General features: G+C 69.3%; 21 protein-coding genes and 3 pseudogenes. 12 read left to right on the top strand and 12 right to left on the bottom strand.

Annotated elements, in window-relative coordinates; genetic code table 11:
• Positions 1–7: 7 nt before the first annotated feature.
• Entirely contained in the window at positions 8–883 is an 876-nt protein-coding gene (locus OG306_RS07545) for an alpha/beta fold hydrolase (RefSeq protein ID WP_371665199.1), read from the bottom strand.
• Positions 884–1,173: 290 nt separating this feature from the next.
• Between OG306_RS07545 and OG306_RS07540 the strand changes: the two genes are divergently transcribed.
• Together OG306_RS07540 and OG306_RS07535 are read left to right on the top strand one after the other, a co-directional pair.
• Positions 1,174–1,758: a hypothetical protein gene (locus tag OG306_RS07540; RefSeq protein ID WP_327259712.1), complete on the top strand. Its 585-nt coding sequence runs from the start codon at positions 1,174–1,176 to the stop codon at positions 1,756–1,758.
• Positions 1,759–1,968: 210 nt separating this feature from the next.
• A complete protein-coding gene (locus OG306_RS07535) occupies positions 1,969–2,121 on the top strand; it encodes a hypothetical protein (protein ID WP_266907820.1) in 153 nt (50 codons plus the stop codon).
• 41 nt (positions 2,122–2,162) lie between these two features.
• On the opposite strand, the gene OG306_RS07530 is transcribed toward OG306_RS07535, so the two are convergent.
• Together OG306_RS07530 and OG306_RS07525 are read right to left on the bottom strand one after the other, a co-directional pair.
• A complete protein-coding gene (locus OG306_RS07530; RefSeq protein WP_266745325.1) occupies positions 2,163–2,648 on the bottom strand; it encodes a hypothetical protein in 486 nt (161 codons plus the stop codon).
• An 80-nt stretch (positions 2,649–2,728) separates the two neighbouring features.
• Positions 2,729–2,875, bottom strand: a pseudogene (locus OG306_RS07525) (DUF397 domain-containing protein); the annotation flags it as partial.
• A gap of 20 nt (positions 2,876–2,895) precedes the next feature.
• Here OG306_RS07525 and OG306_RS07520 point away from each other — a divergent pair.
• Positions 2,896–3,249, top strand: a pseudogene (locus OG306_RS07520) (hypothetical protein); the annotation flags it as partial.
• Positions 3,250–3,488: 239 nt separating this feature from the next.
• Here the strand turns inward: OG306_RS07520 and OG306_RS07515 are convergent.
• Both OG306_RS07515 and OG306_RS07510 read right to left on the bottom strand, forming a co-directional pair.
• The gene (locus OG306_RS07515) at positions 3,489–3,695 is read right to left on the bottom strand and encodes a DUF397 domain-containing protein (RefSeq protein WP_266745324.1); all 207 of its coding nucleotides are present in this window, start codon (positions 3,693–3,695) and stop codon (positions 3,489–3,491) included.
• On the bottom strand, positions 3,692–4,537 hold the full coding sequence (locus OG306_RS07510; RefSeq protein WP_266745323.1) for a helix-turn-helix domain-containing protein: 846 nt from the start codon (positions 4,535–4,537) through the stop codon (positions 3,692–3,694). Before OG306_RS07510 ends, OG306_RS07515 begins: the two co-directional genes overlap by 4 nt.
• Before the next feature lie 208 nt (positions 4,538–4,745).
• Here OG306_RS07510 and OG306_RS07505 point away from each other — a divergent pair, with 208 nt between their 5' ends.
• On the top strand, positions 4,746–5,222 hold the full coding sequence (locus tag OG306_RS07505; RefSeq protein WP_266745322.1) for an ATP-binding protein: 477 nt from the start codon (positions 4,746–4,748) through the stop codon (positions 5,220–5,222).
• A 72-nt stretch (positions 5,223–5,294) separates the two neighbouring features.
• On the opposite strand, the gene OG306_RS07500 is transcribed toward OG306_RS07505, so the two are convergent.
• On the bottom strand, positions 5,295–6,530 hold the full coding sequence (locus tag OG306_RS07500) for a hypothetical protein (RefSeq protein WP_266745321.1): 1,236 nt from the start codon (positions 6,528–6,530) through the stop codon (positions 5,295–5,297).
• Between the two features lie 94 nt (positions 6,531–6,624).
• On the opposite strand from OG306_RS07500, the gene OG306_RS07495 reads away from it, so the two are divergent.
• Positions 6,625–7,176, top strand: coding sequence for a DoxX family protein (locus OG306_RS07495; RefSeq protein ID WP_371665198.1), 552 nt, complete (start codon positions 6,625–6,627; stop codon positions 7,174–7,176).
• Positions 7,177–7,283: 107 nt separating this feature from the next.
• On the opposite strand, the gene OG306_RS07490 is transcribed toward OG306_RS07495, so the two are convergent.
• Positions 7,284–8,162 carry a septum formation family protein gene (locus tag OG306_RS07490; protein ID WP_266745320.1) on the bottom strand — a complete coding sequence of 293 codons (879 nt, stop codon included), beginning with the start codon at positions 8,160–8,162 and terminating at the stop codon, positions 7,284–7,286.
• 344 nt (positions 8,163–8,506) lie between these two features.
• Here OG306_RS07490 and OG306_RS07485 point away from each other — a divergent pair, with 344 nt between their 5' ends.
• Positions 8,507–10,093: a protein kinase domain-containing protein gene (locus OG306_RS07485; RefSeq protein ID WP_266745319.1), complete on the top strand. Its 1,587-nt coding sequence runs from the start codon at positions 8,507–8,509 to the stop codon at positions 10,091–10,093.
• Between the two features lie 39 nt (positions 10,094–10,132).
• Here OG306_RS07485 and OG306_RS07480 read toward each other — a convergent pair.
• Positions 10,133–10,558 (bottom strand): annotated as a pseudogene (locus OG306_RS07480) (GmrSD restriction endonuclease domain-containing protein); the annotation flags it as partial.
• Between the two features lie 214 nt (positions 10,559–10,772).
• Between OG306_RS07480 and OG306_RS07475 the strand changes: the two are divergent.
• The 4 genes from OG306_RS07475 (at position 10,773) to OG306_RS07460 (ending at position 18,070) form a co-directional block, all read left to right on the top strand.
• A complete protein-coding gene (locus OG306_RS07475) occupies positions 10,773–14,231 on the top strand; it encodes a DNA polymerase III subunit alpha (protein WP_266745318.1) in 3,459 nt (1,152 codons plus the stop codon).
• Entirely contained in the window at positions 14,228–15,241 is a 1,014-nt protein-coding gene (locus OG306_RS07470) for a DNA polymerase Y family protein (protein ID WP_266745317.1), read from the top strand. Before OG306_RS07475 ends, OG306_RS07470 begins: the two co-directional genes overlap by 4 nt.
• Positions 15,242–15,464: 223 nt before the next feature.
• Complete coding sequence (locus OG306_RS07465; RefSeq protein ID WP_266745316.1) at positions 15,465–16,358, top strand: esterase/lipase family protein; 894 nt, start codon at positions 15,465–15,467, stop codon at positions 16,356–16,358.
• A 164-nt stretch (positions 16,359–16,522) separates the two neighbouring features.
• Entirely contained in the window at positions 16,523–18,070 is a 1,548-nt protein-coding gene (locus OG306_RS07460) for a trifunctional class I SAM-dependent methyltransferase/NUDIX hydrolase/VOC family protein (RefSeq protein WP_266745315.1), read from the top strand.
• Between the two features lie 146 nt (positions 18,071–18,216).
• On the opposite strand, the gene htpG is transcribed toward OG306_RS07460, so the two are convergent.
• From htpG to OG306_RS07445, 3 genes are all read right to left on the bottom strand, one after another.
• The gene (htpG, locus tag OG306_RS07455; RefSeq protein WP_266745314.1) at positions 18,217–20,154 is read right to left on the bottom strand and encodes a molecular chaperone HtpG; all 1,938 of its coding nucleotides are present in this window, start codon (positions 20,152–20,154) and stop codon (positions 18,217–18,219) included.
• 110 nt (positions 20,155–20,264) lie between these two features.
• Entirely contained in the window at positions 20,265–20,759 is a 495-nt protein-coding gene (locus OG306_RS07450) for a DUF402 domain-containing protein (protein ID WP_266745313.1), read from the bottom strand.
• Positions 20,740–21,660: a GNAT family N-acetyltransferase gene (locus tag OG306_RS07445; RefSeq protein ID WP_266745312.1), complete on the bottom strand. Its 921-nt coding sequence runs from the start codon at positions 21,658–21,660 to the stop codon at positions 20,740–20,742. Before OG306_RS07445 ends, OG306_RS07450 begins: the two co-directional genes overlap by 20 nt.
• Positions 21,661–21,729: 69 nt before the next feature.
• On the opposite strand from OG306_RS07445, the gene OG306_RS07440 reads away from it, so the two are divergent.
• The gene (locus OG306_RS07440) at positions 21,730–22,107 is read left to right on the top strand and encodes a GntR family transcriptional regulator (RefSeq protein WP_266745311.1); all 378 of its coding nucleotides are present in this window, start codon (positions 21,730–21,732) and stop codon (positions 22,105–22,107) included.
• A gap of 134 nt (positions 22,108–22,241) precedes the next feature.
• On the opposite strand, the gene OG306_RS07435 is transcribed toward OG306_RS07440, so the two are convergent.
• Entirely contained in the window at positions 22,242–23,363 is a 1,122-nt protein-coding gene (locus tag OG306_RS07435) for a DUF5925 domain-containing protein (RefSeq protein ID WP_266752107.1), read from the bottom strand.
• A 195-nt stretch (positions 23,364–23,558) separates the two neighbouring features.
• Here OG306_RS07435 and OG306_RS07430 point away from each other — a divergent pair, with 195 nt between their 5' ends.
• Complete coding sequence (locus OG306_RS07430) at positions 23,559–24,368, top strand: SGNH/GDSL hydrolase family protein (RefSeq protein WP_266745310.1); 810 nt, start codon at positions 23,559–23,561, stop codon at positions 24,366–24,368.
• Positions 24,369–24,376 lie beyond the last annotated feature (8 nt).

Genomic DNA, 24,376 nt, shown 5'->3' with positions numbered 1-24,376 from the left:
CCGCTGCTCACTCGGCAGCCGGCTCCAGCAGCCAGTTGAGGATCCTGGGCAAGGCGTGCAGGGCGTCGAAGTGCGCGGCCGCCGGTTCCACCACGACGGTGGAGTTCGGGATGCGCTCGGCCAGCCAGCGCGAGTGGCCCACCGGCGAGAACACATCCTTCTCGCCGTGCCAGAGCATCACCGGACTCCTGATGTCGGCAGGGTCGAACCCCCACGGATTGCTGAACGCGATCGCGTCGTCGATCCATCCCCATGCCGAAGTGCGCAGCCCCTCACGGTAGTTGCGCAGCAGCATGGTGCGGACCCCCGCGTCGTTGACCACCATCCGGTCGGATTCGGTCAGCTCCCGGCGCAGATCGTCGATGAGCCGGACCGGGTTCTTCCTGATCACTGCGGACCGTGAGATGAACGACTCCGCGAGCCCGTCCGGATCGGCCGCCGCGGTGGAGTACGCCAGCACATTGGAGGCGGCCATCCCGTCGAACCAGTCGAGGCCGTCGGCACCCCAGGGGGCCAGCCCGACCAGCGCGGCGGTACGGGTGACCCGCTCGGGCATCAGCGCGGCGCAGGCCAGAGCATGGGGGGCGCCACCGGAGCGGCCCACCACGGCGAACCGCTCCAGCCCGTGGTGGTCCGCGATGGCCCGCACGTCCTTGACGGCATCGGCGACACATCGGCCCGGCAGCCGGTCGGATTCGCCGTAGCCCGGCCGGTCGTAGGTGATCAGATGGGTCTTGCGCTGGTACAGCACCATGCCGCGCGGGGCCGGACCGAGCCTGCTGCCGGGCATTCCGTGCAGCAGGAAGACCGGTCTGCCGCGGGGATCCCCGCGATGTTCCACGACCAGATGCCGCCCGTCTGTTGCGGGCACCCGACTACGCACTCCGCGCCTCCTCCGTATGGTGCGGGCACCACGTGCCCGGCTTTTTCCCCGCCCAATTCGATGATGGCCCATCAGGACGCTTAAGGAGACGGCGCGTTGGGAAGCAATGGGGGGCTTTCGGGGAGCGCGGTCGTTTTTCCGGGACAGGGGTCGGGCGCTGGACGCGGATGCGACGGCTGGTGGCTCTGCTCGAAGCGCCGGCCGGGTAACGGACTCTCCGGGATTCCGGTCCGCCCGAGCCTGTGGGGAAATGCCGCGACGGGTCTTGCGGGTCCTGTCAGAGTGAGGGCGTGACAAAGATCGAGACGGCAGATGTGTTCGCGACCGGACGCCGCGGTGGAGGCGGGAGTCTCTACGCGTACCGGGTGCGTGGGCGCGGACGCAGTGCCGTAGTTGTGTGGATTGGCGGACGGGGCGACGAACCCGATCAGGTGTTTGCGGTGCCCGGTGCCGGCCGTCGGCACATGCCGGTGTTTGTGACTGTTCGGCAGGCGCGGGTGTATGTACGCCGACGAGGCCGGGGGCTCGCCACTTCCGAGGCCGGCACGCTGGAGCTCTGCCGTGTCCAGCACTGGCTGGAGGATCCGGTGCGCCGCAGGGTCCCGCCAGGCGCGGTGCTGGACGCTTGGAACTTTTTCGAGGATCTGGCCCGAGGCCTCGACGCGGTCCACCAGCTGCCGCAGCAGGGAACAGTACACAACAGCGCATACGAGAAGCTGTTCGGAGGCGAGTGCGCCACGTGGACTCCCGACGAACAACGCGCGGTACTGGAGTTGATCAGGGCCGGGGTGAAGCTGTGGAACTCTTGCCCAGTGATCGTCAATCCCTGCTCGGGGATCGTCTTGGACGGTGAACCGGCGCCCCGAGCTTTGTGAATCGGTCACCAAACCCTTGCCCAGGTCGTCCGCTCGTTTCAGCAGTCTCTCGAAGTCGGTGAGGCGGCGGAAGGTGTCGGCGTAGGCAGCCTGCTCATGCAGGGGGAGCTGGAGCACCTGGAGCCGTCTGATGTCGACGCGGGACGAGCTGGAGGCGTGCGTGCCGGCCTGGCGTCCGTTGGCCGGTGCACGGAGGCATCCGGCGAGGAAATGGACGCGCTCGTTGAACGGCGGGTTGCACAGGGCGATGTCGGCCCGCAGGCCGGTGAACGTCTCGTCGAGCGCCGTCTTGCCACGCTCGTAGACGCGCGGCTCATCAGGCCATGCGAGCAGGAGCTCGGTTACGCCGTCCTCGGGCAGTAAGAGCCGCAACGACATGATCGGGGGTCTCCTTGAGTGCAGGTTCACGAGGGTGGGAGTGGGCAGGAGATTTCCGGATGGAAGTGGTTCGGGCAGCACACGACGGAGAGCGACACCATGTTCTGAGACTTGGTGAAGTGCACCCAACTCACATCGACGCCGCGAGGAAGTACATCGGCGGCGTACTCCAGCTTGTTGTCCAGCGTGCAGTAGGCGGCCTTGCCGTCTTCGCGCTCGAACGGAGGATTCTCCTGGTAGTGCTTTGTCAGCCATGTCAGTACGACATCAGTGTCGGACCATGTGCGGTCGGCTGCAATTTGGTTCCGTTTGAGCAGCCAATGGCCAGTCATCAAGGGCGGCAGGTTGGATGTCTGGAATTCCGCGGCGGCTTCGCGGTACCGGCTCCTGTCCTCCTCCTTGGCCTCGGGGGAAGGGCCGTCCGGGAACGCGGGCCGACGGTTGCCCTCACGTGCGTAAGCGGCGGGGCTTCCTGTCCACGAGTACCCATGCCAGTGGCCTGACCAGCTCATTGGTGCCTCTCCAAGACGTACCGGGCCGCCCCGCCTGTTCGCAGGGCGGCCCGCCTCGTGCGGGGTGGGGAAGAGTCAGACTAGAGCGCGAGGCCCTGCTTCTTGGCCCAGCCGAGCGCGAAGTCGTTCAGCTCGGCTTCGGTGAACCTCAGTTCGAGGCCGACCCCTTCGGGCTTGGTATCGCGGATCGCGAAGCCGGAGGCCGCGCCGGGGATGGCCCCGACCTCGACGCACGACTCGTGTTCGCGGGCACGCGCGGCCCATGGCCGCGGCCTTCCTGGTCAACACGGTGGCCCCGTACCTCAAGGCCGATGCTGCCGAGGATGTGCACAATGACATGCTCTCCGCAGCCTCGGACCTCACGTATCCGACTGGTTGGATGGCCATGTACGAGCGGGCTCACGGGCTTGGCCAGCGGTACTACCTCGAAGCGCTCAGACTCGCGGGGGAATCCCGGGACCAGGTCACGTACTGCCGGACTCTCCGCGGCATGAGCTTGCAGGCATCCAACCTGCGCCATGGCCGTAAGGCCCTGGAACTCGCCGACTCCGCCGCCGAAGCGGCGCCACAGGCGGGTCCCAGGCTGGTTGCGTTCCTTCGCACTACAGGGTGCTTTCCACGTCCCGTGGAGATGAGCACTTCGAGAATATGCGGAAGAGTCTCGCTTTGTACCGCAAGTCCCGTGCGGTTCGGGGGATGGGCGACCGGATTCGGGTGGTGGCTGCCAGGAAGGCGTAATCCCGATCTCGTTCTGAGCCTTCTGCATGACTACGGGCTCGTCCGCACCACCTCAATTGATGCGGACGAGCCCGTTGTTCCGTTCAGAAATCCTTGTTGGGACTACCCACGCGCGAGCGTCACGAACGCCGCCCACTCGCCCCGCCCGACCCGCAGCACCGGTCCGCCACCCGCGATCTTCGAGTCCCGTACGTACACCGCACCGGGGCCGGCAGCCACCTCTACACAGTCGCCGCCGTCTGATCCGCTGTAGCTGCTCTTGAACCAGCGCAGTTCGTCAACGTTGCCGGTTACCTGCTCCATGCTCATGTCTCTCCCGCCAGCCGTTCGATGAGCCGCGCAGACGCTTCGACGTTCAGGGCCTGCGATCGCAGCTTGCCATATCGCAACCCGAAGGAGCTGACCTCTGCCGGATCACCGACGACGCACCCGACACCCTGCGACTCGAAGTAGCCGAGGTGTCGGAGTTCCTTCGTCTGGACCGTCACGAATGGCCCGTTCTTCCCAGGATGGAACCCCTGCCCGGCAGGCATGACCTGAACCTCTACATTGCGCAACGTGCCTACGTTCAGCAGGTGTTGCCATTGCGCGCGCATCACCTCGCTGCAGCCCACCGGATCGCGCAACGCCTCCTCCCCGATGATGAACGACAGTTCCGCCAGCGGGTCCCGTGTCAGCAGCTTCTGCCTGCTCAGCCGCGCTTCCGTGTGCTGGTCGATGATGTCCTCGCTGAACGGCGGGCAGTGGCCGCCGAATACGGCTCGCGCGTACGCCTCCGTCTGCAATAGGCCCGGCACCAGCAGCGGGTCGTAGGAGAAGCGGCTCAGCACCTCCGCCTCGATGAGCGCGAAGTTGCGGAAGAACCGGGGGAGCTTCGCCCGGTCCACCTCGCCCTGGAGCACTTCCAGGACGCCGCCCGCCGCCAGCACCCGTTCCGCGGCGACCGTGAATGCCTCTTTCGCGGGTCGCCGTCCCTGTTCGACCGAGGCGACCTGCTCCAGCGAGTAGCCGATGGCTTCCCCCAGCGCCTGCTGGTTCAACTCGGCTCGCCTGCACAGATGCTGGAGGAGCGTGCCGTACGCCACCCACATCCCTGGCAGTTCGCTGTCCTCCTTCGTCTTCGCCGCCCGGCCGTTCCGCGTATCCCGCATTGCCCTCACGCCCTTCCGGTCATCCCACTGCGGCTGGGCATGGTTCAACAGGAAGGGCCATTCCCGGGACACGGCCCCGGACCCGTACAACACCCGCACAAGCCCCGTACAACCAAGACCGGCCCTCCGCGCCCCACCCCGTACGACCACCACTGCGTACGGCCATCACACCTGGTCAGCGCCACATGCACCCCTCCACGATGGCACGGTGAAGCACCAGGCAATCGCTCCCGAACCCCACCCGCCCGCAGCCGAGTTCAGCCTCCGCCTCAGCAGCACCCCACGTGGCGCCCGGCTGGCACGCACCCTCGCCGTCCAGCAGCTCACCGAGTGGTGCGACATCCCGTACGACTCCGACTCGGCCCGGACCGTCGCCCTGGTCACGGCCGAGCTGGCCTCCAACGCGATCACGCACGGCCACCTACCCGGCCGCGACTTCCGGCTGACCCTGCTCCTCCTGCCCCATGCCCTGCGTATCGAGGTGACCGACACCCGCCCGGAACGCCTCCCGACCCAACCGCCACCCGCTCCCGGACCCACCGACGCCGGCTCGGGCCGCGGTCTCCTCCTGATCGACGCCTACGCGAACCGCTGGGGATGCACAGTCCGCGACGCCTACACCAAGACGGTCTGGGCGGAAGTGACGCTCCCGGAGGGCTACGGGGGCGGAGGCGGACGCCGATAGCCCTGTCACCAGAGCTCAGCACCCGGCCACGGCTCCCCGCCCGGTGCCTGACCACTCACAGAGCGGTCAGGATCAGGAGGCTTTCGACTCCAGGTGGTAGGTCGTGTCGACCCAGAAGCCGTTCGTGGCCCTGGCCTTGATCTCCAGTACGTACTGGCCGGGAGTCAGCGACGCGATGCCGCCCCAGATGCCCCACGCGTAGCGCTGGGTCGGCCCCGTCCTGAAGGGTGCGGAGAACTCCTGCAGCGGCAACGGAATGCTGTTGAGCGACGCCGTGGCCTCTGCCACCGTCAAGGACTGAGGGACCCTCGAGTAGGACCTGGTGTGCTGCATATTGAGCACCGGGAAGAAGACCGGCCGGTCCGAGGGGATCGCGCAGCGCCGCACCACGCGACCGCCGTAGGTGCCGGCCAGGAACCAGAGGTCGTCCGGCTGCTTCCAGGCGGCGTGCTCGCCTGTTGTGTCCTTGACCGGGCTGACGTCGTCAGGGGCGGACATGGCCCACTTCCACCACCGGCCCGCGAGCGCGCCTCCCTCCTCGTTGCTCGGCTTCCACGCACCGCCGACCGATTCCGCACCACTCATGACGCCCCTCCCTCGTACAGCCCCTGGTCGGGGCTCGATTCGAACAAGCGGACAGTATCCGGGGCGGATGAAGGGCTCGACGGCGACCTCTGAGACTGGTTGCGTTGGGCCGCTGGGCCAGACCCGCCGGAAGCCGTCATGCTCGTCGCGACAACTCCAGACATGAGACGGCTCAAGGCGAGGTTCGATACGGCCGAGTTGGGCCAGGGCGAGGTACGCGGGTGAGGGGCCGTTCGGGGCCGGTTCCGTGGTCCTCTGCTGCGGTGAGGAGGGTACGGGAGAGGGCGGTGCGGGCTGGGGTGCGGGCTCGGTTGGTGCGACGGGGGCTTCTGCAGTGACCTGCGTGGCAGGGGCTTCCGTGGGGGCCCGCGGCGGCGGGGGAGCGGTCAGGGCCGCCGCGGTTTCCTGGGTGACCCGGATGTTCTCGGCTTCGGTGAAGGCGCCCCACCACTCGTCGTCGTGGGCGGTGCGGGACCAGTACGTGAGGGTGACCCAACGGCTGCCGCTCTCGCCGACCTGGCGGCGGGCGTGCCGCAGGTGCCCGGCGACTGTGAGGGCCCTGAGGACGGAGCCGATGGCCATCTGTCCGTGGAGGGGGATGTTCTTGGCCGGCGTCTTGATGTCCATGGCCGCACCGTCGGGGAGGTGGTCGAGGTATCCGGCGATGTAGCGCTCCCGCTCGGGCGTCGGCCTGGGCCACAAAATGCTTGAAAGTTGAAGCAAGGGCTCTCGTGGGTTACCTTGAAGTTTCAAGTTCATGCGGTGCTGCCCGGCGCCGCGCGGCCCCTGCCCCCCCGCCCCACGAGGAGCCCTTCCCTTGACCAGTCCTGCCACCACCCTGTCCCGTCCCGCCGCCGCGCCCGAGAAGGCCCCGGCCGCCCCCGCCCGCGCCTATGACATCGGCCTGCTCGTGCTGCGCCTCGCGCTCGGCCTGATCATGGCCGCGCACGGCGCCCAGAAGCTGTTCGGCTGGTTCGGTGGGGGCGGCATCGACGGCACCGGGCAGTTCTTCGCCGCCTCCGGCTATCCCTCGCCGAAGGCGTTCGCCGTCGTGGCCGGTCTCAGCGAGACCCTCGGCGGGCTCGGCCTCGTACTCGGCCTGCTCACTCCGCTCGCCGCCGCGGCCGTCGCGGGCACGCTCGTCAATGCGATCTCCGTCAAGTGGGGCGGCGGCTTCTTCGCCCCGGAGGGCGTCGAGTACGAGATCCTCATCGCTCTGACCGCGGTGGCGCTCGCCCTGACCGGCCCCGGCCGGATCGCCGTGGACCGACTGCTGCCTTGGCTGCGCTCGCACCGGGTCGCCTACGGCGTCGCGGCGATCGTGCTCGGTGTCGTCGTGGCCGGCGTCACGCTGCTGCTCCGTCACTGAGACGGGTGTGCCGCACTTCTAGTATTTCTGCCCCGAGTCGCACCAGCGGGCTCGTCCGCATCACCTCGAATGATGTGGACGAGCCCGCTGTTCGTGATCCGAAGGGGTCAGCCGGCCCAGACCGCGGCTTCGTCGGCGGGGACGGTGGTGGCGAGCTTCAGTTCCTTGCGAGCGGCGACCGTCTTGGTCGGGTCGATGTCGGTGAAGGCCCGGTCGTAGGCGAGGTAGAAGGCGTCCGTGTCACTGGCCGAGGCGGCCTTTTCCCATGCTCCGGCGGTCTCCTCCAGCCGTGCACGGAGCTTGACGGTCTCCGGCTGCTGAATGCCCTTCAGGGCCGTGAGGTGGGTGCCGAGCGCGGCGGCAACGGCCTTGGCCTGCTTCTTGTAGCCGGCCAAGTCGTCCTCGACCTGCTCCGCTTCGGGCTGGTTCGCCCAGAGGGCCTCGTAGACGGCGTTCGAACCCTTGAGGTACGCGAGCTGGTCGGTGTCCAGGGACTCGCTCTTCAGCGAACCGGAGAACTTGCCGGCTTCCTTGGCGTACGTGCAGCTCACGCCTCGGTCGCCCGTCGCCCAGCTCTCCTTGGTGGGGTAGTAGTAGTACACGTCGACGCCCTTGGGCAGGGCCCAGGTGTCGGGGGTGAACTTCTGCGCCTCGGCCGGGCAGCGTTCGTCGGCGATCTGCGCGGTTTTGTCCTCACCGGGGTACGCGGTCTTCCCATCGATCTTGAACTCGCCGACGACCTGGCCCTCGTGCGGTTCCTTGCACGGCACGACCTCGACGCTGAGCTCCTCGCCCTCGGGTGCCCCACTGTTCGGGTTGTAGCAGTCGCCGGTCGCGAGCGAGAAGACCGATCGCTGGCGAACCACTTTCTTGGCGCCGGCCTTTGCGCTGTCGAGGGCTTCTGAGCATCCCACCGCTCCGACCGAGATCAGGGCTACGACAGCGGATATACCGCGCAGGGAACGGGACGTGACACCGAGAGACATGACGTGAGAATCCTCAAGCGGAAGGGTTGTGAGCAGGTGTGCGCATCGTATGGCATGTAAGTGACAGGTCTGTGTACAGGCGATTTGTTGCACGGGAAATGGTTGTACAGGTGATATCCGGACGTGTTGTCGCCCGACGCCATGGGGGTCGAGAGGTGTCGATTGGCTTTGTGAACCCAGTCAATGACTGACATGTTGGGCAGCGGCTCCCTCCAGGGAGGGGCATCATGACCAGCAAGGAGAGTACGTCCCGGGAGGAGCCGGCCGCTGTCGCGAAGGCAATCAGGCACACGGTCATCCCAGCTTCGGAGTGACGGCCAGGCGCCGCCCCGGCGGCACGAGACGTGGCGCCCGACCGGCCCGCGCCCTCCGTCTGGGCGGAGGCGTGGCTGTCGTCGTACTGTCCGGGCACGTCCGACTTCTCCGGCCACCGACGGACACCGCCCCCATATACTCGTTGGCCGACCTGCCCGTTCGCTGCCGCCCGGTGGCTCCGGGCCGGGTGTCGGGGAGGAGCACGCAGTGGTGGGCGCGACCGGACCGATCCGCACAGGGGTGGCGCTGGCGGGCGGGCGTTACCGTATCGAGGAGCAGGTCGGCCAGGGCGGTATGGCTGCCGTCTACAGGCGCACGACACGGCGCTGAACCGGACGGTCGCCGTCAAGACCATGTTGTCGGCTCTGGCCCACGAAGAGCAGTACCGGGCACGGTTCCGGCGCGAGGCCCAGTCGGTGGCCAGGCTCAGCCACCCCTGCGTGGTCGCGGTGCACGATACGGGGGAGGAGCGGTTCGAGGACGGACAGCTGATTCCCTACCTCGTCATGGAGTTCGTGCGTGGGGCCACGCTGAGCGAGCTGCTCGCGGAGTCCGCGGCTTCCGGCCAGGTGTTGGCGCTCGACAGCGCCCTTGCACTGACCGCGGAGGTGCTCTCAGCGCTGACGGCCAGTCACACCGCGGGAATCGTGCACCGTGACATCAAGCCCTCCAACGTCGTGGTGGCGGATGACGGTGCGGTCAAGGTGATGGACTTCGGCATCGCTCGCGCATTGGATGGGCCGGGGGCGGGAGGGACTGTTCTGACAGCCACCGGTGGCATGGTCGGGACTCCCCACTACATGTCCCCCGAGCAGTTCGAAGGCCGTCGGGCGGTCGACGGCAGATCCGACCTGTATGCGGTGGGCGTCATGCTGTTCCAGCTGATCAGCGGTCAGTTGCCCTTCGACGGCGACTCGCACATCTCCATCGGGTACCAGCACGCCACCACGGCGGCGCCCACCCTGGCATCCACGGGGGTCAGGGTGCCGGAGACGGTCGAGGCGCTGGTGGCACGCGCGCTGGAGAAGAACCCCGTGGACCGGTTCCAGGACGCACACGCGATGCGCGCGCAGATCGAGTACGTACGCGAACAGATCAGCCACGCAATGACGCAGCCGGACGCCGCTCGGTTCGTGCCGATGCCGACGGCCGTGGTCACGTCGACGGATCTCGTTCCTCCACCACCGGGCGAGGCGGCCCGGCCTCGGCCCGCGGACGCGTACGCGAGCCGAGGCGGTGACTTCCCACCGGGGCCGACCAGGGCGCTCGTACCGCCTGTTGAGGGATGGAACCAAGGCGTCGGCGCGGTTCTCGGCCCGGCGCAGACGCCGGCGGAGAACAGGAAGGCGGCGCAGCGTCTGCGTGGGGCATACCTCCTGCTTGTTCCGGCCTTTCTGCTCCAGGCCACTCCGGATTTTCTGGCCTTCGTTCCGCTGGTGATCGCTGCGTGGGGGATATGGTTCACGGCCAGGGGCGGCTCATCCCGTCCGGAGCAACAGCGCAGCGTCTCGCTCGCCGTCTTTCAGGCGACCGCGCTCGTACCCCTGCTGGGACATGTACTGCTCGCCGTTGTGTCCCTGGCCCGGTGGGCCCCGGTGGTGTCCGGCGGAAACTAGGCGCCGATCACCGTCGCGTTGGATCCCAGGTCGGCGCCTCACGTAATTGCGCAGCAGGTCGCTCTGACTGAGCCCGACGTCGGTGTTGTTGATCGACTCGGAGATCCGGTACACGTTGTCGCCCGGTTCGGCGGTGATCTCGACGATCGAGAGTAGATCCTTGAGCACCGTCTCGACCGTGGCTGCCCAGCCCTCCGGCCTCTTTTCCTGCCCCTCGGCAAGAGCGCCCAGGAAGAACCGGTAGGCCGCACCGATGTCGTCGCCGCCGCCTGCCTGAGGGCTGGAGGAGACGCAGGCCGTGTAAGCCTCCCGGTCTGCCTGGGTCGGCAGAAGACGGTAGTGGTCGGGCCCCTCGTGGAACTCGTTGACCAGGACCTGCCGGTGCACCCGGTCGACGGCCCGGTGGTCTCCGCAGTCCCCGAGGTGATCGCGCAGCGCGGTGAAGGCAAGCATCAGGGTCGTCAGACCGGTGGGGTCGACGGCCGCATGGCCGGCCGGAGCCGGGCCGGGCGAGAACGGGGAGCTGACGGTTTCAGCCACTCACTCCAAGCACTCCAGATACGGTCATGTGTTCGAATTAGCTCGCCGACCGGCTTCGATGGAGTTAGAGTAATCGAACGGACGTACGATAGAAGTATCGGGCGTATGGCTGAAATGGGGTGGAGGACGGAGGTGCGGAATGGCGGGCTTCGCGCATCTGCACGTGGCGTCCGGATACTCCGCTCGCTATGGCGCCGCCCACCCCGAGCACCTTGTCCGGCGGGCGGCCGAGCGCGGCATGACGACGCTCGCGCTCACCGACCGGGACACGGTCACAGGAGCGGTGCGGTTCGCGCAGGCATGCGCCGGGGCCGGTGTCCGGCCGGTCTTCGGTGTCGATCTGGCCGTCGAGGCTCTTGCTCCTTTGCCTCCGCTTCCGGCGTCGCGGCGCCGCACGCCGGTGCGCGGTGGCGCGCACGTCGTCGAGCCGCCCTTGCGGTTCGTGCTGCTTGCACAGAACCGGGCCGGCTGGGCGCGGCTGTGCCGCATCACGTCGGCCGCGCACGCCGGGACCGTGGGCGGGGCGGCGCCGGTGGTGCCGTGGGAGGCGCTGCGCGAGCACGGTGGCCCCGGTCTGATCGTGCTGCTCGGGCCGCTCTCGGAGCCGGTACGCGCGCTGGCGGCGGGCCGGGAGGACGTCGCGGTGAAGTTGCTGGCGCCGTGGCGGGAGATCTTCGGCAGGGGGATACGGCTGGAGGCCGTCCTGCATAAACGGTCCGGCACCGGGCCGGGATCGCTTCGGGTGGCCGCCCGGACCCTGGCGCTGGCCGACCGTACCCGCACCACCGCCGTGCTCTCCAACGCCGTCCGCTACGCCGACCCCGACCAGCACCGGCTCGCCGATGTCCTGGACGCCGCGCGGCTGTTGCGGCCCATCGACCGGCGCCGCCTGGACAGCGGGCAGCGCTGGCTCAAGGACGAGAGGGCGATGGCGGGCATCGCGCGGCTGATCGCCGAATGCGCGGGAGCGGGACCCCGGCGGGCGAGCCGTCTGCTGGGGGACACCGCCGCCACGGCGGCCGTGTGCACCGTTGACCCCGCGGCGGATCTGGGCCTGGGCACGCCGCACTTCCCGGAGGCGGAAGTGCTCGGCGCCGGGCCCGGGGCGGGCGGCGCGGCACAGCTGCTGCGCCGGCAGTGCGAGGCGGGCATGGCCCGGCGCGGCCTGGACCGCGACCGCGCCGCGCTCGACCGGCTGGACGAAGAACTCGCCGTGATCTCCGAGCTGAACTACGACCCGTACTTCCTCGCCGTCGGACAGGTCGTGGCCGACATCCGCGAGAAGGGCATCCGGGTGGCGGCCCGCGGATCGGGCGCCGGGTCGATGGTCTGCCATGCGCTGGGCATCGCCACCGCCAACCCGCTCGATCACCACCTGCTGTTCGAACGTTTCCTGAGTGTGCGACGGACGTCACTGCCGGATATCGACATCGACGTGGAGTCCGCCAGGAGGCTGGAGTGCTACGACACGATCTTCGACCGGTTCGGCAGGGAACGGGTGGCGGTCACCGCGATGCCCGAGGCCTACCGGGCCCGTCGGGCCCTGCGGGACACCGGCCTGGCTCTGGGGATCGCACCGGCAGAGGTCGACCGGATCGCCAAGAGCTTCCCGCATCTGCGGGCGGCGGACATCGGGGGAGCGCTCGCCGAACTGCCTGAACTGCGTCAGCTGGCGGCCGAGGCGAAACGGTACGGGCCGCTGTGGGAGCTGGCCGAAGGGCTCGACTCCCTGGTCCACGGCATGGCCATGCACCCCTGCGGCGTGGTCATCAGCGACGCGACGCTGCTGGACCGGCTGCCGGTGCAGCCCACCCCCCAGGGCGACTACCCGATGGCCATGGCGGCCAAGGAGGAGATCGAGGCGCTGGGCAACATCAAACTGGACGTCCTGGGCGTACGGATGCAGTCCGCGATGGCCCATGCGGTCAACGAGATCGAACGGACGACCGGCAACCACATCGATCTGGACGACCCGGGGCAGGTGCCGCTCGACGACGTCTTCGCGTTCAAGATCATTCAGGAGAGCGAGACCCTGGGCCTGTTCCAGCTGGAATCCCCTGGCCAGCAAGACCTCCTGTCCCGGTTGCAGCCCCGCGACCCGCAGGACGTCATCGCCGACATCAGTCTCTTCCGCCCCGGGCCGGTCGCCGGAGGAATGCCCGAGCGGTACATCGCTGCCCGTCACGGCGGCACTCCCTCCTACGCCCACCCGGACCTCGAACCCGTGCTCGCCGACACCTACGGCGTGACCATCTGGCACGAACAGATCATCGAGACGCTGTCGGTGCTGACCGGCTGCGACCGTGCTCTGGCCGAGGTCGCCCGGCGGGCGCTCGGTGACAAGGAGCGACTGCCCCGGATCAAGGACTGGTTCCACCGCCAGGCATGCGCCCGCGGCTACAGCGCGAAGGTCCGGGACGAGGTGTGGAAGACCGTCGAGGCCTTCGGCGCCTACGGCTTCTGCCGGGCGCACGCGGTCGCCTTCGCCGTGCCGGCCCTGCAGAGCGCCTGGCTCAAGGCGCACTACCCGGCATACTTGCTGGCCGGGCTGCTCGAACACGACCCCGGTATGTGGCCCAAGCGTGTCCTCGTCGCCGATGCCCGCCGACGTGGCGTTCCCGTCCTGCCCGTCGACGTCAACCGCTCCGGGGTGGAGCATGCCGTGGAGCGGACCGACGGGGAACGGTGGGGCGTACGGCTCGCGCTGTCCGAGGTGCGCGGCATCAGCAAGGAGGAGTGCGCCCGGATCGAGGAAGGCCGGCCGTACGGATCGCTGTCGGACTTCTGGCAGCGGGCCCGTCCCAGCCGACCGGTCGCCGAACGCCTTGCGGAGATCGGCGCCCTGGGGTCTCTCCACGACGGCCGTCTCACACGGCGTGATCTGCTCCTGCAGATCGCCGAACTCCACCGGCAGTCCCGAGTCCGGTCCGCGGGCAGGGGTCAGCTGTCCATCGACGCCGACGCGGCAGGCGGGGCGGAGCCGAGCGGCCTGCCCGAAATGACCGGGCGCGAGGCTCTGAACGCGGAGCTGAACACGCTCGGCATCGACGTCTCCCAGCACCTGATGGAGCATCACCACCGGCTGCTGCGCGAGATCGGGGCGACCGACTCGGCCCACCTGGCGGCAGCCCGGGCAGGCCGGCAGGTCCTCGTCGCCGGGGTACGGGCCTCGACCCAGACCCCGCCGATCGCCAGCGGCAAGCGCGTCATCTTCGTCACCCTGGAGGACGGCTCCGGCCTGGTCGACCTGGCCTTCTTCGAGGACTCCCACCCGGCCTGCGCGCACACCGTCTTCCACAGCGGGCTGCTGCTGGTCCGCGGCACGGTCCAGGTGCGCGGCACCCGCCGCACCGTCGTCGGCACCATGGCCTGGGACCTGGACCGGATTGCCGCCGCCCGCCGCGACCACGGCCCCGAAGCCGCTCTCGCCCTCCTCGGCGCCGACCACCCGCACCCGACCCCCGCGCAGCCGCGGCGGACCCTGGTCAACGGCACCACGGGGGCCCGGCTGCACCCGTACGCCGACCTGCGGCCCGCCGGCAGCCGTGCGGCCGACCTGAAGAAACTCGGCTACACCAGCCCGGGGAGCGCGGGATGACCACGCGTCAGCGGCACATCGCCCACCTCCATCTGCACGCGGCGCTGAGCGAGGACCAGTACGACGATGTGATCGAACTGGTGTCCGGTGTGACGCCTCACGTCCAGGCCATTCCGCCCAACGCTGTTCAACTGGACCTGACTTCGGCGCTCAGGTACTTCGACCTGTCCCCGTATGACCTGGTCCAGATGGCGAAGCTCAGATTGAAGGGCCTCTACGACATCGACAGCAGCGCCGGGCTCGCGGGCAACCGCATGCTGGCCGCCATGGCGGCCGACGCGTCCGCACCGGGGGACACCACCTGGGTCCCGTCCGGCCAGGCCGCCGCATGGCTGTACCCCCGCCCGGTCACCGCGCTGCCGGGGATCGGCCGGGCCACGGCGGCCACCCTCGACAAGTACGGCCTGCACACCATCGGCCAGGTCGCCGACGTACCCGCGGCTACCCTGCAACGCCTCCTCGGCGTCGGCCCCGCCCGACTGCTCGCCGAGCGCGCCCAGGGCCGTGATCCCCGCCCGGCCACCCCACTGGCACCCGCGCGGCACCTGCTCGCCGACCTCGTGCTCGACCGGGACTGTCTCGATCCGGCGCTCCACCACCGGGCCGTACTGGGGCTCGCCGACCGGATCGGTCAACGACTGCGCGGCGAGAGGCAGGTCACCGGCCGGCTCACCCTCACGGTGCGGTACGCCGACCGCACCTCCACCACGCGTACGCGTCCGCTGCCGGAACCCACCAGTCATTCGCCCGCCCTCGTCGCGGCCGCCCTGGGCCTGCTGGCCTCTCTCGGGCTGCAACGGGCACGGGTCCGTGCCTTCGCGATCCGCGCCGACGATCTGGGGCCGGCCGGCGCCGCTCACCGTCAGCTCGCCCTGGACTCCGGCGACGACCGCGCCCACGCCACCGAAGCGGCCGCGGACCGGGCCCGCCGCCGCTTCGGTCCAGGAGCCGTGTACCCCGCCGTTCTGGCTCCGGGATCCGGGATCCGGGACGTGAGCGGTGAGTCGTGAGCCGTGACGTGAGCCGTAGTGCCGGGGCGGCTCGCGGTCTGGATGGTTCCTGACCTCGAACAATTGATGATCCATCAGTTTTTACCGGCACGTAACTTCCCACGCCACCTTACTCACGCGTAATTTGGCCTGCGTACACAGAACATCAGCAGTCACCACTTGTGGTCCGGGCCGCAGGGCGCACACACATCGCAACTCCCTTGAGCCGCAAGGAGACCACACGATGCTGCCCTGGACCCGTGCGCCGCGTACCCCACGTACGCGGAGAACCCTCACCGCACTGCTCCTCGCCGTCGCCGCAGTCGCCACCCCCACCGCCGCTGCCGCTGCAGCCACCCCCACCGCCGCCACGGCCACCTCCCGTGGCTGGAACGACTACTCCTGCAAACCCTCCACAGCCCACCCCCGCCCCGTCGTCCTGGTCCACGGAACCTTCGGGAACTCGATCGACAACTGGCTGGTCCTCGCCCCCTACCTAGTCAACCGGGGCTACTGCGTCTACTCGCTCGACTACGGGCAACTGCCCGGCGTACCCGTCTTCAACGGCCTCGGCCCGATCGACGAGTCGGCCGGTCAGCTCGCCACGTTCGTCGACAAGGTGCTCGCCTCCACCGGGGCGTCGGAGACCGACGTCGTCGGCCATTCCCAGGGCGGGATGATGCCGAACTACTACCTGAAGTTCCTCGGCGGTGCCGCCAAGGTGAACGCCATGATCGGGCTCGCACCCGACAACCACGGCACCACCCTCCTCGGCCTGACGAAGCTGCTGCCGTACTTCCCGGGAGCGGAGGACCTGCTGAACGCCAACACGCCCGGCCTCGCCGACCAGGTGGCAGGATCCCCCTTCGTCACCAAGCTCAACGCGGGCGGCGACACCGTGCCCGGAGTGCGCTACACGGTCATCGCGACCAAGTACGACGAGGTCGTGACCCCGTACCGCACGCAGTTCCTGGACGGGCCGAACGTACACAACGTCCTGCTCCAGGACCTGTGCCCGGTCGACCTCTCCGAGCACGTGGCGATCGGCACCGTCGACCGGATCGCGTACCACGAGGTGGCGAACGCCCTGGATCCGGCCCACGCCACTCCCACCACCTGCGCCTCGGTCATCGGCTAGACGTACCGCCCTGTCCGGCAACGAAGAAGCGGAACGAAGCGGAACGAAGAAGCGGAACGAAGAAGCGGTACGAGAGACCCCGCCCCGGTGTCCCGGCATTCCGAGGCGGGGCCTTTCCTGCCGTGCGGGCCGTCGTTGTCAGTGGTGGATGGCACGATCGACTCATGACGACGATCGACTGGGATTCCGCGGCCGACTCCTTCGACGAGGAGCCCGACCACGGGCTGCTCGACCCGGCCGTCCGGCATGCCTGGGCGCAGCGGCTGGAGAGCTGGCTGCCCGGCGAGCGCTCCGAGGTGCTCGACCTGGGGTGCGGCACCGGAAGCCTCGCGCTGCTCGCCGCCGGACAGGGGCACCGGGTCACCGCCGTCGACCGGTCGCCGCGCATGGTGGAGCAGGCGCGGGCCAAGCTCGCCGGCACCGGCACCGGGGTCCTTCTCGGGGACGCGGCCCAACCACCGGTCGGCAAGCAGCAGTTCGATGTGATCATGGCCCGGCATGTGGTGTGGCTGCTGCCCGATCCGGTGGCGGCCCTGCGCCACTGGTTCACCCTGCTGCGGCCCGGCGGCCGGCTGATCCTGATCGAGGGCGTCTGGGGTGCCGTCGGCCTCTCCGCGGAGCGGCTGACCGGACTGCTCTCGGAGCTCACCGAGCACATCCACCACGAGCGGCTCTCCGACGATCCGGCCCTGTGGGGCAAGCACGTCGACGACGAGCGCTACGCCCTGGTGGCCCGTGCCGAACCGCGGCACCGGCATACCGAAGTCGTCGATGTGCATCTGATTCTCCGCCGCGGCCCAGACGTTTTGCTTGCCCGCCGGGCCCATACGGGGTACGCGGACGGCCTGTTCAACGGCCCGTCCGGACACGTCGAGGACGGTGAGGACGTCCGCGCGGCGATGATCCGTGAGGCCGCCGAGGAGATCGGTGTCGAATTCGGCCCGGACGAGCTGCGGGTCGCCCTGGTCATGCAGCACCGCGGCCCCGGCGGCAATCCCCGGACCGGCTGGTTCTTCGAGGCGGAGTACGACCCCGGCCGTCCGCCGCGCAACCGCGAACCGGACAAGTGCTCCGAGCTGGCCTGGTTCCCGCTGAACGCCCTCCCGGACGACATCGTCGCCTACTTCCGGGCCGGACTCGACGGCTACCGCGCGGGGGAGCACTTCCTGATCCACTGGCACGAGGACGGCGACACCGTGGCGTACCAGCCGCACGGCATCCGCCGAGCCGTCCCGCTGCCCGCCGGCGGAGCCGGCACCGGCGGGGTGCATCACATCGAGTTGTGGGTGCCCGATCTGCCGGCGGCCGAGCGCGGGTGGGGCTGGCTGCTCGGCGAGCTCGGCCATGTTCCGTACCAGCGCTGGGAACACGGCCGGAGCTGGCGGCGCGGCGACAGCTATGTGGTGGTCGAGCAGTCACCCGACCTCACCGGGGGGACGCACGACCGCTGCAGCCCCGGGCTCAACCATCTGGCGTTCCACGTCCGGGACCGGGCCACCCTCGACGCACTGGTGGCCAGAGCCCCGGAGCACGGCTGGCAGCAGCTCTTCCCGGACCGCTACCCGCACGCGGGCGGGGACGAGCACATCGCTGCCTATCTGGAGGACCCGGCGGGGTACGAGGTGGAGCTGGTCGCCGGAATCCCGCAGGCCCGCCCGGCACCGAGGGCCCCGGCGCCGTACACCGATGTATGGGCACAGCGCCGGGACTAGGACGAGTCCAGGACCTGTCCAGGACCTGTCCAGGACCTGTCCAGGACCTGTCCACGGCACGTCCGACCGCGATCAGCCGGGCGATGAGCCAGGGTGCGGGCCCTCGGGCAGGCCCGGGGGCCCGTCCGAGGGGATGCGGACCTCACTCACAGGGTGCGCTCCAGGCGGTCGGCCATCAGCTTGACGAAGCGCGACGGGTCGCCCAGTTCGCCCCCCTCGGCCAACAGCGCCAGATCGTGTAGGAGTTCGGCCGTTTCCTCCAGGCCCGGCCCGGCCTCCTCGCCCCGTTCGGTGTGCGCCCGGTTGAGGCCGCTGACCAGCGGATGCTCCGGATTGAGTTCGAGGATGCGCTTGACCTGCGGGACAGGCTGGCCCATCGCGCGGTACATGTTCTCCAGGGCCGGCGTCACATCGTGCGTGTCCGAGACGATGCAGGCGGGCGAGACGGTGAGACGCGAGGAGAGCCGTACTTCCTTGACGGTCTCGCCGAGCCGGTCCGTCATCCAGGTCAGCAGATCCGCGTACTTCTGCTGCCGGTTCTCGCGCTCGGTCGCGGCCTCCTTCTTCTCCTCCTCGGTCCCGAGGTCGACCTCGCCCTTGGCGACGGACCGCAGCTGCTTGCCGTCGAACTCGGGCTCGGCCTCGACCCACACCTCGTCGACGGGATCGGTCAGCAGCAGCACCTCGACGCCCTTGGCCCGGAACGCCTCCATGTGCGGGGAGTTCTCGATGGCCTGCCGGGACTCACCCGTGAGGTAATAGATGTGCTCCTGGCCGTCCTTCATCCGCTCCACGTACTGTCGCAGCGTGGTCGGCTCGTCCTGGTCGTGGGTCGTGGCGAAGGAGGCCACACCGAGGATGGCGTCACGGTTCTCGAAGTCGCTCAGCAGCCCCTCCTTGAGGACGCGGCCGAACTCCCGCCAGAACGTGGCGTAGCGCTCCGGGTCGGCGGACATCATGTCCTTGACCGTCGACAGCACCTTCTTCGCCAGGCGCCGGTGCATCAACTGGATCTGCCGGTCCTGCTGGAGGATCTCGCGCGACACGTTGAGCGACAGGTCCTGCGCGTCGACGACACCCTTGACGAAGCGCAGATACGGCGGCATCAGCGCTTCGCAGTCGTCCATGATGAAGACGCGCTTCACATAGAGCTGGATGCCGCGCTTGTACCCCTGCATGAACAGGTCCTGGGGCGCGTGCGACGGGATGAAGAGCAGTGCCTGGTACTCGAAAGTGCCCTCCGCCTGCAGCCGGATGGTTTCGAGCGGGGCGATCCAGTCGTGGCTGATGTGCTTGTACAGCTCGTGGTACTCGTCGTCCTTGACCTCGTCGCGCGAGCGGGCCCAGAGGGCCTTCATCGAGTTGAGGGTCTCGGGTTCACGCGGGGCGGCGTCGGCCCCTTCCCCGGCATCCGCGGCGTCGTCGGCCGGCGTCTCCGCCGCCATTCTGACGGGCCAGGTGATGAAGTCCGAATACCGCTTGACGATCTCCCTGATCTTCCAGGGGGAGGTGTAGTCGTAGAGCCGGTCGTCGGCGTCCTCCGGCTTGAGCCGGAGGGTGACCGCGGTGCCCTGCGGGGCGCTGTCGACGGTCTCGATCGTGTACGTGCCCTCGCCGGTCGACGTCCAGCGGGTGCCCTGGCTCTCGCCCGCGCGCCGGGTCAGCAGCGTGACCTCGTCGGCCACCATGAAGCTGGCGTAGAACCCGACCCCGAACTGGCCGATCAGCCCTTCGGCCGCGGTGGAGTCCTCGGCCTCCTTGAGCTCCCGCAGGAACTTCGCCGTGCCCGAGTTCGCGATGGTCCCGATGAGCTGGACCACTTCATCGTGTGACATACCGATGCCGTTGTCCCGCACGGTCAGCGTACGGGCCTGCTTGTCGGTCTCGATGTCGATGTGGAGGTCGGACACATCCGCGCCGAGCGAGTCGTCGCGGAGCGCTTCGAGCCGCAACTTGTCGAGCGCGTCGGAGGCGTTGGAGACGAGTTCGCGCAGGAACACGTCCTTGTTCGAGTAGATCGAGTGGATCATCATCTGCAGAAGCTGGCGCGCTTCCACCTGAAACTCGAACGTCTCAGTGGGCATAATCCGTGATTCCCTCTCAGGTCACAGGGTGGGGAACTGGCCTGAGCACTGTAATTCAGACGGCGGACAGTCGGCAGCGGCCGCAGTGTCCGCCCGGACCCCGGGGCCGGTCAGGCCAGCAGCGCCGCGAGGCCCTCCGTGCGAGCCAGCTGTTCCAGCTGGTCCAGGGCCCGGCGGGCCGCCCCGGCCGCCGCCGGATCGCGTTCGTCGAGACCGCTCTCCTCGAACTCGTCCTCGTCCAGCCGGAGTACGGACGTGCCGTCCGCCGACACCCACAGATCCAGGTCCAGATCCTCGACCAGCAGTTCCCCGCCCCGCAGCACCGCGGGACGGGTCACGTCGCAGTACCAGCCCTTGAGTTCACCCGCTCCGGTACGGACCTCCTTCACGGCGAACCAGCGATCGCGCCAGTAGTGCTCGGTGAACACATCGCCGGGCTCGAACCGTACGAAGCCGAAGTCCCGCACCCCCGGCGCGGCCCACGGTGCACGCACCGTCACCCGGGTGCCGTCGTCGTGGACCACATCCGCCGGGTATCGGATCTTGGTCCGTCCGGCTTTCACCAGGGCGACCGTCAGCGCGGTCTCAGCCGAGCTTGCGGACATACCGCACCTCCGTGGCGCAGATCTCGTAGCCGAACCACCGGTTGACGGCCAGCATCGGGGCGTTCTCCGCGTCATTGCCGGTGTACGCGTCCGTGTACCCGGCGGCGCGCGCCCGGTGCAGCGAGTCGTTCTTGGCGAGCCTGGCCAGGCCCCGGTTGCGGTACGCCCGGCGGGTGCCGGTCATCCCCGACATGTAGCGGGTCAGTCCGTCGGTCTGCGCCGCGCTGAACGCCGCCACCTCTCCGTCGACCACCACGACCGAGGTGAGCTCGTGGTCGAGTCCGGGACGGCGCCAGATCTGCCGGAGCCAGTCCTCGTAGTCGGACAGTTCGGCCGGGGTGTCGCTCGGCTCGTCGGCCGTGGTCTCGGCGTCCGCCTCGAAGAGCGGGCGCGGATCGTCGGCGAAGTCCGCGCCGGTGCGCAGCTCGACGCCGGCCGGGGGCTCCTGCCGGGGCGGCAGCGACCCGCCGGCCAGATCGAGGCGGAGGAAGTGCGCCGAACGGCTCGGTGCGTACCCGCGCTTCTCGGCGAAGGCGCGGTTCGCCGGGGTGTCGAGCACCCAGCTGTATACCGCGACCGCGCCCTCCCGCGCCAGATGCTCCTCGGCGGTGCTCAGCAGCAGCCCGCCCGCCCCGAGTCCGGTGCGGTCCGGGTGCGTGTACGGATTGCAGAACGCCTGGCCCGGTTCGGGGCTGTCGTGGGCGAGGCCGACCTGCGCGGTCCCGATCAGCTCTCCGTCCTTCTCGGCGACCAGCAGCCGGTAGCGCTTGTCGGGATGGGCGGAGGCCAGATCGAAGGCGACCTGCTCGGGGGTCGTCACCATGGAGGGCAGTGCGGCGCGACGGACCCGCACCCAGGCCTCCGCGTCGGCGGGCAGGAAGTCGCGCACGAGGACAGTCATGGGCCGGACGTTACGCGTGAGCGCCTATCGGTCGCCCCTGATTTTCCGGCGGTGGGGGACAATCGGCGGGTGACTCTGAAGATCGCCCTTGATCCGGACGCCGGTACCGCCCCGTACGAGCAACTGCGGACGCAGATCTCCGAACTGGCCCGCTCCGGCGCGCTGCCCGTCGGTTTCAGACTTCCGACCGTACGCGGCTTCGCCCAGGAGCTCGGCCTCGCCGCGAACACCGTCGCCAAGGCGTACCGGGCACTGGAGGCCGACGGAGTGATCGAGACCCGCGGCCGCAACGGCACGTTCGTCGCCGCAGCCGGTGACGCGGCGGAACGTCATGCGGCGGCCGCCGCGCAGGAGTACGCGGAGCAGGCGCGGCGGCTGGGCCTGTCGCGGGCCGACGCGCTGTCCCTGGCCGAGGACGCGTTGCGGGCGGCGTACGAGCCGCGATGAGGCGGGGCGTGGGGGCGCGGGTTCAGGTGTGAGCGCAGCCCCGGTCCCGGACTGTCCGGCGGCCGATCCGTCCGGCGGCCGGTTCGTCCGGCGGCCGGTCCGTCCTCCATCGCCGGACGGGCTCGAACGGCGCCTCAGAGATACAGGCCCGCGTCCGCGCCGGAGTCCTGCTTCGGTACCGACGCGGGACTGCTGCCCCGCCGCAGCGCGTACAGCTCGGCGAGCGTGGCCCCCTCGCGGCCGAGCCCTTCCTCCGTACCCAGCCAGGCCACCGCCTCCTTGCGGGTCAGTGAGCCCACCTCGATCCTGGCGAGGCAGCGGCCGGGCCTGACCACGGCCGGGTGGAGCCGCTCCAGGTCCTCGTTGGTGGTGACCCCCACCAGCACATTGCGGCCCTGGCCCAGCAGTCCGTCGGTGAGGTTCAGCAGCCGGGACAGCGCCTGGCCCGCCGTGTGCTTCGCCTCACCGCGGATCAACTCGTCGCAGTCCTCCAGGAGCAGCAGCCGCCAACGGCCCTTCGCCGTGCCCTCGTCCTCGCCGATCGCGATGTCCATCAGATAGCCGACGTCGTTGAAGAGCCGCTCCGGATCGAGCACGCAGTCGACCTGGCACCAGTCCCGCCACGAGCGCGCGAGCGTGCGCAGTGCGGACGTCTTGCCGGTGCCGGGCGGGCCGTGCAGCAGGAGCAGCCGGCCGGCGATGTCGTCGGGGGTGACCTTCATCAGCCGGTCCATGGCATCGGCCACCGGTGCCGTGTAGTTGTCGCGGACCTCGTCCCAGGTTCCGGCGGCGATCTGCCGGGTGGTGCGGTACGGGCCGCGGCGCGGGGACACGTACCAGAAGCCCATCGTCACGTTCTCGGGCTGCGGTTCCGGCTCGTCCCGGGCGCCGTCCGTCGCCTGGCCGAGGATCCGCTGCGCGAGCTCCGGGCTGGTCGCGGTGACCGTGACGTCGGCACCGCGGCTCCACCGCGAGATGAGCAGCGTCCAGCCGTTGCCCTCGGCGAGGGTGGCGCTGCGATCGTCGTCGCGGGCGGCACGCAACACCTTGGCAGCCGGGGGCAGCAGAGTGGCCCCGGCCTTGACGCGGTCGAGGGAGGAGCTGTGTGAGTACGGCTGCTCGCCCGTCGCGAAGCGGCCGAGAAACAGCGCGTCGACGACATCGGACGGGGAATCGCTGTCGTCGACGGTGAGCCGGATCGGCAGAGCGGACTCAGGGTTGGCAGACATGGCGCCCATGATCCGGCACGAGGGCATCGCGCGCACCCAGGTTTCAACACCTTCCTCCCCGCTCCAGCGGGGCGATTACGGACATGACGCGGCCTCAAGGGGGCGCGCAGGAGAACTCATCGGAGCAACTTGGCATGAACACTTCCGGTGAGGGTGTGCGTACTGCTACCACAGACACGTCGGACCGGCGGAGATCCTGCCGGTCGGTCCAAGGGAGGTTCCATGAAGATGTCCAGACTCGTGGCGTTCTCGTCCTCGCTCCTGCTCGGTGCCGTACTCGCTCTGACCGGAGCGGCCACCGCCAACGCCGCCACGTCTGTTCAGGCCGTCGACTACGTAGCCCTCGGCGACTCGTACTCCTCGGGTGTCGGATCCGGCAGTTACGACAGTGCCAGCGGGGACTGCAAGCGCAGCACCAAGGCCTACCCCAAACTCTGGGCCGCGGCCAACTCGCCCTCGTCCTTCGCCTTCACCGCTTGCTCGGGTGCCCGTACGAGTGATGTCAAGGCCGGTCAGCTCGGCCCGCTCAACTCCTCGACCGACCTCGTCTCGATCTCCGTCGGAGGCAATGACGCGGGCTTCGCCGACGTCATGACCACCTGCGTCCTCCAGTCGGAGGCCACCTGCCTCAGCCGGATCGCCACGGCCCGCAGCTATGTCGACACCACCCTGCCCGGCAACCTCGACTCGGTGTACTCGGCGATCCGCGCCAAGGCGCCGTCCGCGCGTGTCGTCGTCCTCGGCTACCCGCGCTTCTACAAGATCGGCGGCAGCTGTGTCGTCGGTCTGAGCGACAAGGTGCGCAGCGCGATCAACGACGCCGCCAACTACCTCAACGCGGCGACCGCCAAGCGCGCCGCCGACCACGGATTCACCTTCACCGATGTCGCGGGGAAGTTCACCGGGCACGAGATCTGCTCCTCGGACGCCTGGCTGCACAGTCTCAACTGGCTCAACATCGGTGAGTCGTACCACCCCACCGCGGCCGGACAGTCGGGCGGCTACCTGCCCGCCTTCGCCTCGGCCGCCTGACCCCTCGC

The sequence above is a fragment of the Streptomyces sp. NBC_01241 genome (assembly GCF_041435435.1).
Lineage (GTDB): Bacteria > Actinomycetota > Actinomycetes > Streptomycetales > Streptomycetaceae > Streptomyces.
Note: the sequence above shows the minus strand (reverse complement) of the source record. Positions and strands in the feature narration are given on the sequence as shown.

Coding starts and splice junctions, on each gene's coding strand:
- OG306_RS07535 (WP_266907820.1), top strand. CDS start 1,969: ATGGACGCGCTCGTTGAACGGCGGGTTGCACAGGGCGATGTCGGCCCG.
- OG306_RS07530 (WP_266745325.1), bottom strand. CDS start 2,648: ATGAGCTGGTCAGGCCACTGGCATGGGTACTCGTGGACAGGAAGCCCC.
- OG306_RS07515 (WP_266745324.1), bottom strand. CDS start 3,695: ATGAGCATGGAGCAGGTAACCGGCAACGTTGACGAACTGCGCTGGTTC.
- OG306_RS07510 (WP_266745323.1), bottom strand. CDS start 4,537: ATGCGGGATACGCGGAACGGCCGGGCGGCGAAGACGAAGGAGGACAGC.
- OG306_RS07490 (WP_266745320.1), bottom strand. CDS start 8,162: ATGTCTCTCGGTGTCACGTCCCGTTCCCTGCGCGGTATATCCGCTGTC.
- OG306_RS07475 (WP_266745318.1), top strand. CDS start 10,773: ATGGCGGGCTTCGCGCATCTGCACGTGGCGTCCGGATACTCCGCTCGC.
- OG306_RS07470 (WP_266745317.1), top strand. CDS start 14,228: ATGACCACGCGTCAGCGGCACATCGCCCACCTCCATCTGCACGCGGCG.
- OG306_RS07465 (WP_266745316.1), top strand. CDS start 15,465: ATGCTGCCCTGGACCCGTGCGCCGCGTACCCCACGTACGCGGAGAACC.
- OG306_RS07460 (WP_266745315.1), top strand. CDS start 16,523: ATGACGACGATCGACTGGGATTCCGCGGCCGACTCCTTCGACGAGGAG.
- htpG (WP_266745314.1), bottom strand. CDS start 20,154: ATGCCCACTGAGACGTTCGAGTTTCAGGTGGAAGCGCGCCAGCTTCTG.
- OG306_RS07450 (WP_266745313.1), bottom strand. CDS start 20,759: ATGTCCGCAAGCTCGGCTGAGACCGCGCTGACGGTCGCCCTGGTGAAA.
- OG306_RS07445 (WP_266745312.1), bottom strand. CDS start 21,660: ATGACTGTCCTCGTGCGCGACTTCCTGCCCGCCGACGCGGAGGCCTGG.
- OG306_RS07435 (WP_266752107.1), bottom strand. CDS start 23,363: ATGCCCTCGTGCCGGATCATGGGCGCCATGTCTGCCAACCCTGAGTCC.
- OG306_RS07430 (WP_266745310.1), top strand. CDS start 23,559: ATGAAGATGTCCAGACTCGTGGCGTTCTCGTCCTCGCTCCTGCTCGGT.